At 36.0% G+C, this 12,240-nt stretch carries 7 protein-coding genes; all 7 read right to left on the reverse strand.

Going from position 1 to position 12,240, the window contains the following annotated elements:
* Entirely contained in the window at positions 1-1,131 is a 1,131-nt protein-coding gene (locus tag AC07N0_RS17400; protein WP_494590195.1) for a sialidase family protein, read from the reverse strand.
* Positions 1,132-1,180: 49 nt separating this feature from the next.
* The gene (locus tag AC07N0_RS17405; protein WP_494590196.1) at positions 1,181-3,937 is read right to left on the reverse strand and encodes an alpha-L-rhamnosidase; all 2,757 of its coding nucleotides are present in this window, start codon (positions 3,935-3,937) and stop codon (positions 1,181-1,183) included.
* A 34-nt stretch (positions 3,938-3,971) separates the two neighbouring features.
* The gene (locus AC07N0_RS17410) at positions 3,972-5,159 is read right to left on the reverse strand and encodes an ATP-binding protein (RefSeq protein WP_309917140.1); all 1,188 of its coding nucleotides are present in this window, start codon (positions 5,157-5,159) and stop codon (positions 3,972-3,974) included.
* Between the two features lie 109 nt (positions 5,160-5,268).
* Positions 5,269-8,043 (reverse strand): glycoside hydrolase family 2 protein, encoded by a 2,775-nt coding sequence (locus AC07N0_RS17415; RefSeq protein ID WP_494590197.1) that lies wholly within the window; start codon positions 8,041-8,043, stop codon positions 5,269-5,271.
* 2 nt (positions 8,044-8,045) lie between these two features.
* Positions 8,046-9,365 (reverse strand): sialate O-acetylesterase, encoded by a 1,320-nt coding sequence (locus AC07N0_RS17420; RefSeq protein WP_494590198.1) that lies wholly within the window; start codon positions 9,363-9,365, stop codon positions 8,046-8,048.
* Between the two features lie 95 nt (positions 9,366-9,460).
* A complete protein-coding gene (locus AC07N0_RS17425) occupies positions 9,461-11,305 on the reverse strand; it encodes an exo-alpha-sialidase (RefSeq protein ID WP_494590199.1) in 1,845 nt (614 codons plus the stop codon).
* 10 nt (positions 11,306-11,315) lie between these two features.
* Positions 11,316-12,239: a glycoside hydrolase family 43 protein gene (locus AC07N0_RS17430; RefSeq protein ID WP_494590200.1), complete on the reverse strand. Its 924-nt coding sequence runs from the start codon at positions 12,237-12,239 to the stop codon at positions 11,316-11,318.
* Position 12,240 lies beyond the last annotated feature (1 nt).

The raw sequence follows: 12,240 nt of genomic DNA on the forward strand, positions 1-12,240 counted from the left end.
TTAGTCTTTAGTAATTTCTCCTCCTTTTGGTGCTTCGTATCCTTTTAGTTGTGGCCATTCTCCATTGCTGATTTTCTTCAATTTCAATTTTGAAGGGTCAATAACAGTATGTTTTATTTTCTTGCGTCGCCAAGTATAAATTACATGCACTAAGCCATCAGACGTTTGAATAATAGAAGGATATGAATATTGACTAATAGGTGAATCTTCTATAATCAAAGCTGCGTACCATTGCTTGCCATCTTTGGTTAATGATACATTCAGTGGTGTTCTCGGACCTTTGGCTAAATCTCCTGGAGGTAACACATGATTATATACCAATAAATGACGACCATCTTTCAAGGTCACAGCATCTGTTCCTGAATTATTATTAGGCAAATTTGCTTTCGCCAATGGTGTCCATGTTTCGCCATTATCATATGACCACGATTCAATAATTGCTCTGTCTCTGCTTCTTGCTAAAATTTGTAATTTGCCTTTGCCATAGTCTAAAATACTTGGCTGGATAGCATTGAAGGTTTTTCCATCACTGATGGGGCCAACGATTCTCCATGTTTTTCCAAAATCTGGTGTTACTTCAAAATGGAGTTTCCATCCTGAGCCTTCTGTACTAGTTGGACAAAACAAATTGCCATTACTTAACAACACTGGTTTATTTTTTACGGGACCGATATAATCTTCTGGTAAAGCCTTTGCTTCCGACCACGTAATGCCACCATCAGCCGAGGTTTTCAACCACCCTTTCCATTTTGATGGACTAGGACCTATTTTATAAAAAAGCATTAAATCTCCCTTCGGGATTTGGTATAATACTGGATTCCAACAAGCATAGCGGAGTGTATCATTCACAATACCATTAGCCACATTTTGAGGAGCTAACCATTTGCCATTTACATTTCTACTTACCCAAATGCATACATCAGGATTGCGTTCTTTGGTACCTCCAAACCATGCTGACACTAGCCCTTTGGGTGTTTCGGCAATGGTGGCTGCATGGCTTTCAGGGAACGGAGGATTTTCTACGACAAACTCATCTAATAATATTCCCGATTTCCATTTTTGAGCATTCGTTTGCATGGTGAAAAACACACAAACTGCCATTAATACCGTAAATAAGCTTTTTCTTAACATGATAATGCGTATTGAATTTTAATATTTTTAATGCCTGCTGTCAAAACAATTAATTAACATTGAAGGAATAATTACCAGAACTTACTTCCAATATCAACTTATTGCCTTCTGCTTTTATAAACTTCACTCCTTCTAATGATGCAATTGCTTTCCCACTTTCTGTGACTTGATTAAGTGAATTAGTAGGCAGATAAACTAAAGATTTAGTATTTACTGGGACACTGATATTCCATTGAAATTTATTCCCCTCTTTTTTCCAATCAGATTTGATGATGCCATACATACAGTGATATGAAGCCTTAGCAGATGTTAACCCTGCAATCATTTCAGGTTTCATTACGATTCTCTTAAAAGCAACTGATTCTTTGGAAGATTTGATTCCCGCTACATTTTCATAGTACCAGATAATCAAATCCCCTAATAACATTACATGGTTTCCAGAATTCATTTCTGGGTTTGCCTTATCACCATTCCAAAGCTCCCAAATAGTAGTAGCACCATTTTCTGCCATATATCCCCAACTTGGATAATCTCGATTAGAAGCAATCGTATAGGCTATATCTGGACGTCCGTTGTCACTTAATCCACGCATTAGCCATTGTGTACCAATCACGCCTGTACTGATATGTCCTTTGTTTTCGATTAAAACTTTATCAACAATACTCTTCCAAACTTTTGCTTTTTCATTGGCAGGAATCATATTATACATCAAAGGCAGCAGGTTTGCAGTAACTGTTCCATTACTATATTGTCCATTTTTACTATCTAAAAACTTTTTGTTAAATGCCTTGATAATTGCTTGCTTGCTTTGCTCAAATGCTTTGATATCATCAGATTTGTGGAGTAAGCGAGCAAAATTTTGCATCACATCCAACAACTTCACATAAGTTGCTGAAGCCAATAATTCTCCATCTGTTTGACGAGCAGGGTCTTTAGCATGAATCAATTCTAAAGACTCAGGTGGCACACACCAATCACCATATTTATCTTTTGTAATTAATCCATTTACTAAGTACTTATCTTGCATATAATCTATCCATTTTTTCATAGATGGATAGTGGCTTCTGATACTTTCTTGGTCACCATACTGACGATACAGCATATCTGCAATAGTAATGTAAGTACCAGGCCAAGTAACATTATCGCCATAATATCGCCAAAAAGCAGGGGCTACATCAGGGATACTTCCATCAGGTTTTTGTGCTTGCTCAATATCATTCAGCCACTTTGAATACAGACGAACGTTATCAAAAATAAAGCTTTCGCCATAAGCTCCCGTTGTTCTATCTCCTAACCAAGGTTGGCGTTCATTTCTTTGTGGACAGTCAACTGGCATTCCTTTATAATTACTTCTGATACCCCAATAGGCATTTTTATAAATTTGGTTAATGGTTTTATCTGACGTTTCGAAATCTCCAATCGTTGCCATGTCATCATAAACAACTCTTCCATCAAAGTTTTCGACAGTTGGCACAGTCGGGAAACCCGTTATTTCTACATACCTAAAGCCATGATATACAAACGAAGGCTCCCACGTTTCTTGTCCTTCTCCTTTTAACGTATATGCATCCGTTACCTTGGCATCTCTTAAATTCCTCACAAACAATTCTCCATTACTTTGTAACGTTTCAGCAAAACGAAGACCTATTTTATCTCCTTTCTTACCAGTAACACGCATTCTTAACCAACCTGCCATATTTTGTCCCATGTCCAAAATATAAGTATTGGCATTCAAGCTTTTGATAGATACAGGTTTGATGGTTTCCATTACTTTCATGTTCTCCGTCATCTGCGCTTCAAACATTCCTCCTGCTTCCTGTACTAATTGGACTTTCAGCCAACTTTTATCTTCAAATCCTACCATATTCCAATTAGGCATTTCTTTGGTAGCATCGTATTCTTCGCCATCATACTCATTATTTGTTCTGATAGGGCCATCGGCAGTTACTTTCCAGCTTTCATCGGTTGATATTATCTCCTTTGTGCCATCTGTATATTCAATGTCCAGATTCAATAGCATTTTAGGATACCCAAATGTCTTGATTTTATATGGTTTATAATCTTGACGCATGGTATAAAAACGCCCATTCCCCAAGACTGTTCCAATAACATTTTTATCTGCTTTCAAGAGTTTGGTTACATCAAAAGTATTGTACTTTATCCCTTTGGTATAGTCCGTAGGAACAGGTGCTAACACTTGGTCACCCACTTTTTGTCCATTTAGATATAATTCATAAAGCCCCAAGCCCACGATATAAATAGTAGCCTGTTTGATACTTTTTTGGGCTACAAATTCCTTTCTAAAATACCTTGCTGAAAGTCTAGCAAATTGGCTTTCATTATCCCATTCAAAAGAACGGTCGAGACCAATCCATCGTCCTTTCCAGTCTACATAATTCAATAAGCCTATGCTCCAAAATGCTGTTTCAGACCAAGCTGATTCCCCCTTATTTGTCCAAGTTTTTATTTTCCAAAAACATCTTTTCTTGCTCTTTAATGCTATTCCTGCGTATTTTACATGGATAGATTCATCAGATAATACCTTCCCTGAATTCCATAAATCGCCTTCGTTAGCAGCTAGTTTTTCAGGTGTAGAAGCTACCAAAACTTGATAGGCAACTTGCTGTACATTTCTTTGGGAAGCCGTAATTTCCCAGCTTAATCTAGGCTTTACAACATCTATTCCTTCAGGATTTACTAGCATTTCGCAACGTAAATTTTGCACTTGGATGCCTGCATCTTGTTTACTAAAAGAAGCAAACAATACGATAGCGACAAAAAGGAAGATGTGTTTTGTAATTTTCATTCTTTTATAATCAAGTGATATAAATCTTGTGGTTTTATTGACTGATTAAACTTCCTCCCCAAACAAAATCTTTGAAATCATTAGGAGATTGATGCCGTCCAACTAAATAATAAGTGTCCAATCCCAAGCTTTTAGCTCTGTTTTTTAATATTTGTTCGTCGTGTGGCGTCGGTGTTTCTTTTACTTCTATTGCTTTTTTACCCTCTAAAATAAAATCTATCTCTAACCCTGTTTTCTTCTGATAATACTGAATTGAACCTAGATGACTTAACTGTAAAGCAATTGCATTTTCAAAAACTTGTCCGCTACTTACTTGTGCCAATGCTTGTAACAAGCCCGTATCTGCTAAGTATATTTTCTCTTGCTTAGAAAACTCTTTATCTAAACTTTGCGTAAATGCCCCTACTGATTTTATAAAATATGTATGTTCCAACAAACTTATATACTCTTTTACTTTCGCACGGTTTATACCCAGCACAGCACCTAATTTGCTAAAATCTAACCTACTCCCTGTTCTTACAGCCAATAACCTTACTAATCTGTAAAGGTCATCTGATGCCGAAAAATCTGACAATAACCTTATGTCTAACTCAATGTAGGCATTAATTACATCTCTTAAATAAGCCTTTTTATCCTCTTCGGTTTCAGCTAAAACAACTTCAGGAAATCCTCCAAAACTTAGAAAATTTTCATATAATGCCTTCCATTTAAGGTAAATACTAAGATGGAAGGGAGCTTCAGCAAACTGTTTTAAAAGTGTTGGACTTTCTCCTTGGAAAGCGACAAATTCCGCAAAATCCAAAGGATACATCTCAAAAATTCTCTTTCTGCCAGCCAAACTTTCTGAAAAATGGTTCTTCAAATAGAATGAACTAGATCCCGTAACAATGAATTTTGTACCATAAGTGTCATATAGGAATTTTATCACACTTGTACTTTGGTTTACCAACTGAATTTCATCTAGTGCAATTACAGCTGGTTTTGAAAGGTCAATCCCTTCTATTGCCAAGCCAATTTCAATATCTTTCGTATTTGTTTGATTGAGCAAATAACGGTTTTCAACCCTTTCCAAATCCAAATAAACCTTATTATTATGTGGTACTTGTGTCAATAGATATTTCAAAGCGGTTGACTTTCCAACCCTTCTCATTCCAGTTATTACTGTGGCTTGAGGCTTTGACAAATGCTCTAATAATGATGGAAATATATTTCTGTGTATCATAAATGTAACTTTTTGCTTCTAAAATTTACAAATAATCATACTTTTTGTCGAATTTCCAATCAAATTTGCACATTTAATGGTTTATTTTACAATAGACAATGCTATTATTCTACTTATTTCCCGAAAAGTCAAAGTATAAAATCAATTCTTTGGCTCTAGCTGGTTCTTTTTCGTAATCGTAATAAATATTTTTCATGCCCATCGGACCAGAATTTTCGGTTTTGTTGGTTTTTGAACCAATCCCTGCAATACCCTGTAAAAATGAAATATCCCCGTTTGGAAAATTGATTTGATAGTTTTTATAAGGGTCTTGTTTAAAAGCTGGGGTAAACAAACGGAAGAAAATATCTTCATTTTCGGTAACAACAGTAAAATTTTGTTCTTTGCCTATAAATTTACACCAATACATATTTGAGTGATATCCCTTAAATTCTGGATAGATAAAAGGAATTTCTCCTGTTTCGGTAGTATTATATTCTTTTTGCCAAACCCCAAATTGATTTCCCTTCATCCTATTTTTCCACACCCTGAAAGGGCCATTTCCCATGTATTCTACTCCTTTAATGGCTGTTTCAGGAAAGGAGAAATTCACACCAAAAAAGTTAGTAAAGTAATCCCCTGGAAAATAATTGACTTTCATTTTTATCCAGCCAGATGGATAAATTGTCCACTGCAAAGTATTATAGCTATTCTTTCTATCGAAAGTGGATGTAATGATTAAATTATTGTTTTCAAATTGGTAAGCGAAGTTTCTAAAATTAGTAGCCCCTTCTTGCACAATGGGACCATTATTAAAAGGAATAATGCCTTGTTTATTCTGTACTTTCTGTAAAATTCCTGTAAACTTATTAATCGATACTGCTAAATCTTTTACTGAAATGGTGTAAAGAGAATCTATTTCTACAATCTTTGCTTTTTCATTTCCATCAGTCTTTATTATAGTTTTGGCTATTTTTTCTGGCAAAGAAATCTTGAAACTCCAAGTAAAAATTTCTTGGTTATTAAAATCCTTGGCTGTTACATACAATACATCATAAGCTTGCCAATCATTCGGAAGGGATAATTTAATACTTCCCTTTTCGGATGGCTTAATATTAGGTGGAACAATAGACCCCGATTTTTCTATTAGATTTTTATTATCAAATTGTTTTAACTTCCAAGAGAAAGTGCATTCATTGATATTAGAAAACGAATAGCGATTTTCGATATTCAATACGCCATCAAAAGCAGGTGTAATTTCCTTGGCTTCAAACTTTATAGGACTCCATACCTCTTTAATGGTAAAATAGCTTCCTTCCTTTTCACGATAAGGACCTACTATTCCATCAGCTGCATGATTTCCGTCGGTATCCAATATGCCATTTTTGTCAGTTCTTACAATACCTTGGTCTACAAAATCCCAAAGAAAACCACCTGCTGACAAAGGACTTACCCACATTTTTTCCCAGTAATCTTCTAAGCCTGCTCCATGACCACCATCGTACATTCCATGCAAAAATTCTGTTGGCATTACAATGTTATGCCCATTATCGTAATTCCCAATGCCATAATTATATTCACGATAATGCTGGGTATCAAACCCTGCAAAAGCTTCCCAAGCGTGAATCACAGGGCGCTTTTGAATATCTTCTTGCGGAAAAATTGCATCTAATTCATAATTATGTCCGCCTTCATTACCATTAATCCAAAAAATAACAGCAGGGTGATTTTCATCATGCACCATTAATTCTTTCAATAATTTGGTTCCTGTTGGCGTATCATAATTGCCATGCCAACCTGCCAATTCATCCATCACATATAACCCTAAGGAATCACAAACATCTAAAAAATGGTCATCTGGTGGATAATGTGACATCCTAACAGCATTCATATTCATGTCTTTCATCAGCTTCACATCCAGTACACTGATATCTTTGCTAGTAGTCCTACCAGAAGTAGGCCAAAAAGAGTGACGATTTACTCCTTTAAACTTAATTTTTTTTCCATTTACGTATACACCGTCTCTTTGCTTTACTAAAACTGAACGAAATCCAAACTTCTTTTCTACTGTATGAACAACTTTGTTCTGGTCTAACAGGCTTACAATTATCTTGTAACGATTCGGTTTTTCAGATGACCATACAAGAGGATTATTTACAAACGTTTTTAAGACTACTGTACCATCTCCCTTCGTTACTTTCGCTGTTATTGGCAAGCTTACTTTCTTACCGTCAAGCGTATAAATTTGAGCTGAAACGGTTTGATTGAGCTGACTATTTTTCAAGTAAACATTTGCCTTAAAATTCCCTTGTGCATCAGCATCTAAAGCTATTCTTTCGATGTGTTGTACAGGCAAAGCTTCTAAATAGACTGGTCGAAAAATACCTCCGAAAATCCAAAAGTCACCTTTTCTTTCCGCTTCATTGACAGAAGAATTGTTTGAGTGTTTTGATACTGTTACTTCTAAAAGATTTTCTGTTCCAACGTTTACCAACGTACTAATATCGTAGCGAAAAGCATAGTAAGAACCCTCATGAACAGCACTTGCTGATTTGCCATTGATTTTCACTTCGGTATCCGTCATTGCTCCTTCAAAAACAATGTTGATACTTTTTCCCTTCCAAGTAGTAGGAACAGTAAAAGTATGTTTATAAAGCCCTTTTTCTTTCCCTCTTGAACTGTCTTTAGCAAAACCATAGTTGTATTTTCCAAAACCTTGCAATTCCCAGTTAGAAGGTACAGGAATAGTCGTCCATTTTCCTGAATTTCTCCCTGCCGTGCAGAAAAAATCCCAATTAACAGTTTTATCATTTCCTGTTCCAGATAAATACAATTTCTGTGTTTCTTGTGCTTGAACAAGCCAAGAAGTCAAGCAAAAAAATATGGTTAAAAAGGTAATCTTCATTATTACTTTGTTCTAAAAGGACGGGCAGGTAAGCCTTCTTGATTAAATAAATTGGGTTGAGCAGCTTCATCCCAAGCAAAACGCACAGCTACTGGCTTTGAAATACTTGATGAGGAAACCAATACTTTATTATCCTTGATGATAGCTTGTGCATCTACAAAATTTCCATCTTCACCAGCAATTTGAAAATTAGTTAAAGCTTTTCCATCTTTACTGATTAAACCACTCCCTATTTCGTCAAAATCTAACCGAATTACGTCGTCGTTAATTTTCATTTTCTTAAATACTGGACCTGAGGCTACTATGCTTTTCATGCCATAGTCGTTATGCAAAGCGACAAGGGCTAAACGTCTTCCAATTTCCCATTTATAAGGAGGATGAATGTCTTTGATACTATCGACCAAATCTGTGGTAATAATCATTCCAGTATTGGGAACTTTCAACACATTGGTCTGAGCCTCTCTGAAGGCTGGCAAAGTTTCTCTGGTTAACATCAATTTCCCTTTAGATTCCGAATAAGTATGAGGGGCAATTTGAACATAGTTAAAAGGCATTTTTTTGTCTCCCCAAGCTTCCCTCCAACTATTGATTAATGTTGTTAATTTTTGGGTATATTCTGTCGTTTCTGTCAAAAAACAGTTCGTTTCGCCTTGATACCACAAAAAGCCTTTTAAAGCAAAAGGAATTAACGGGCGAATCATGGGTTCAAAAAATTTAGCAGGTTCGCCTTCTACTTTCTGCCCTTTAAAATACTCAGATTCAGCAAATGCTTCTTCGGAAATCCAAGGTTCTATCCTACTGCCAGGAATAGCCGAAGAAATCATACCGATTGGAACATTTAGATTTTTATGCAATTCTTTGGCAAAAAAATAAGCTGCCGCCGAAAATGAACGTAAGGCAGAATCTTTAGCAATACTCCAGCCACGGTGTAAAGGATCGGGTTTAATTAATTCTTTACGATTGACTAAAAAAATACGAATGAGAGAGTTTTTAGCAAATTCTAGTTCATCTACAGGATTCTCAATTGCTATGTTTGGCCTTTTTACTTTGCTATTTTTTCGCATAGTATATTCCATGTTCGATTGCCCTGAACATAGCCAAACTTCGCCTACCAAAATATTTTGAAGTTTGATAGTATTCTTTCCAGTGATAATGAGTTCAGCAGGAGTACTTGATGCCTTCAAGGGTTTCAATACCACTGCCCACTTTCCATTTTCATCTGCAAAAGCTGTTTTATCTTGCCCTGCAAACTGAACATTTACTCTTTCTCCTACAGAAGCCTTCCCCCAGATTGTCAAGGGTTTATTTTGTTGCAAAACCATGTTATGTCCCAAAATACGGGGTAACACAATTTGTGCCTGAGCTTTGATAGTTAGCAGACAAAAAATAAAATATATAAGAATGTTTTTGGACATAACTAATAAGCACTTGTTTTGAATGATTTGATGATGAAAACTGCTTCTTTGTCTAATTCTCCTGCATTTTTCAAATCATAACTTTGGTCTGTTGGAGTATCTGAATCAGGGAAACGACGAATTTCACCCGTTCTGAATATGACTCTTTTAAATGATGCTACTGGCGCAAAAAAGAGTTTTGTTCCTTTGCTTTGTCCGTTTACAAAAACGTTAAACATTCGTTTGTGTCTGTCTAACTCTATTCTGATGGCATACTCTTGTCCAGCTTCGTACTTCATAATACCCGAATTTCGGTAACCCACTTTGGCTTTAAAAGCACTATCAGCATCAAATATTAATCTTACTGCTGGTGTGCCTTTGGCATCTACAAAATCTATATGCAATAGTCCTTTATCTGATTGTTGAGGAATAATGGTAAATTCAACGGCTACCTTCTTAGATTCTGGAATGACTCTTTCAGCTTTGGCAAAATCAAATTTATCTTTATCTCTTAAAACCAATGCTTTTGAACCATCACCAATTTTTTCGATAGCCACAGGGGCATAAATAGGGCTGAAAATATTCCAATACTTTAACTCTTCCCCATTTTTCATATTAGCGAAAATTTCGTTAACATGGTTTTTTACTTCGTCAACTATAGGTACTGGTACTTTACTAACCCAAAGGTCTTCTTTATTCATACTGTAGGTAAGCCACATATTTCCATCAGGCACTACGCCATCACCTTCTATGATTCCACGTACATATTGCGGTCCATAAGACTTAAAGTTTCCGCCATAACGCATCGAAGAAATTTCACCATTGACCAACAATAAATTAGTATAATTTAAGCCATCCTTGCTAGTAGAAACAGCCAAAGGCCAGCGAAATTCAGAAGGATTATACACGGTAGCATATTTACCATCCGATGTTTTTTGTCCCCAAATTTTGGCATTACTATTTACAAACCCCGGTGCTCTTAATGGATTATACTGCCAAGTTTTGCCTTCGTCCGTACTAATTGAAGTAAGAGCGTGTTTCCATAAACCCACTACCCTATTATCAGGCAAATGATAATAACTAAATGCTTTGGCTTCTCTTTTCAGAGGAATCAAAGGGTCATCTCTATCGGCTTCTTCTACCCATTGTTGCATCATTAAAGGGGTAGCCAATAGTTCGTCACAAGCTTCTATGAATCCTTTGTCTTTACTGGCTGTATATAAAGGATAAATAGATTTACTTTTATCCCATGAAGCATTGTTTCTAATAAAATATATTTCTCCAAATTTACCGTCTGCCAGAACTTCTCTCACTACCCTTCCAATGCCTTTCCCATCATTAGGGTCATCTTTTGCATCCATTGTTATGCCATAGTAAGCTAACGTCAATAAACGTTTTTTCTTTGATACATAAAAGCCCATTCGTTGGTGCATGACGGCATATAAATCTTTGGCTACGCCTTTATATCCTGTCTTAGTCCAACCGTCTGGGATTTTATAAGGTGGAAAAATAACCGTTGGGGTCGACCAATGATAGCCGTCTTTTGACGTTAACAATAGGGTTTGTCCGGGTGGAATATGCTCGCCTGCAGGATTACTCAAGTATTGTAAATAAAAAGTATTATTCCAATATGCCAACATTGGGGCATGATTATATGTCCAATTATTACCTCCTGCTAATACAGGATTTTCTCTATTCGCATGAAATACCTGAATATTGTGTACGCCAACCGCTGGACTTAGTTGCCCGTGATGATAATCTACATTTGAAAGTGTTTCTCCAGTATAACGCACTGTATCTTGGGCTTTAGTAACTGTAAAGCTCAAGATGATAGACAAACAACTTAGTATATATTTTAATCGATTCATATTTATATGGCTATTGTTTGGTTGGCTGAACCTCTTTTTGTAATGATTTAAAAATGCTTTTTTTAACTTTAAAAATGGTTCCATGCTTATGCCCTTCAGGAACAGAAGTTTGTGACGAGACTTCTGTGAAATTTTTAAAGTCACTCGTTTTCATTGAGCCATAGTTTTTATCATGATACGAGTCGTAATAAATCAACCAATCATTCCCTACTTTCTCTACGCTTGGTCCTTCTGTGAAATTTTTAGTAAAGGGTGCTGAAACGTTGGTATAAGGTCCAATGGCACTTTCGCCAAAGGCAACTTTTATATTTCTATTGGGACGAGTATTGTCTTTTAAAACCAATACATAATCTTTTGCCTTTCGTTTTACAATTACCGCATCTATCACACTAAACTTTGGATCAATTAATAATTTAGTCGGCGAGAAGTTTTTAAAGTCTGTCGTAGTCGTATAATACATTCTATGATTATTATCTTCTGCTTCTTGGTCTTTTGGAAAACGAAAAGGAATACACGAAGCCCAAATGATAATAAACTGTTTGGTTTCGTCATCATAAAATAATTCAGGAGCCCATACATTCACAGTAGTAGGTTCATGTTCCATGACTGGTATCATTTTTTGTTCTGACCAATGGATTAAATCCTTTGAACTAGCATAACCAAAGCCTTTATCCCCTTTCCAGCTACTCGTCCAAACTAAATGGAAAGTGCCATCTGGCCCTTGGACGATGGATGGGTCACGCATTACTTTTTGATTTCCAATCGTAGGTTTCAAAAAAACATGGTTCATATCTATCCATTTGTAACCATCTTCGCTATATAGAAATCGTAATCCATCAGTAGCTGGCTCATGAAATGAACTAAACATATATACCTCTTTCGAGCATGAACTCAATAAAAGACTGAGCAATAATATTCCAACTATTTTTTTCATG

The organism is Arcicella sp. GW821-FHT09D11 (assembly GCF_059416265.1).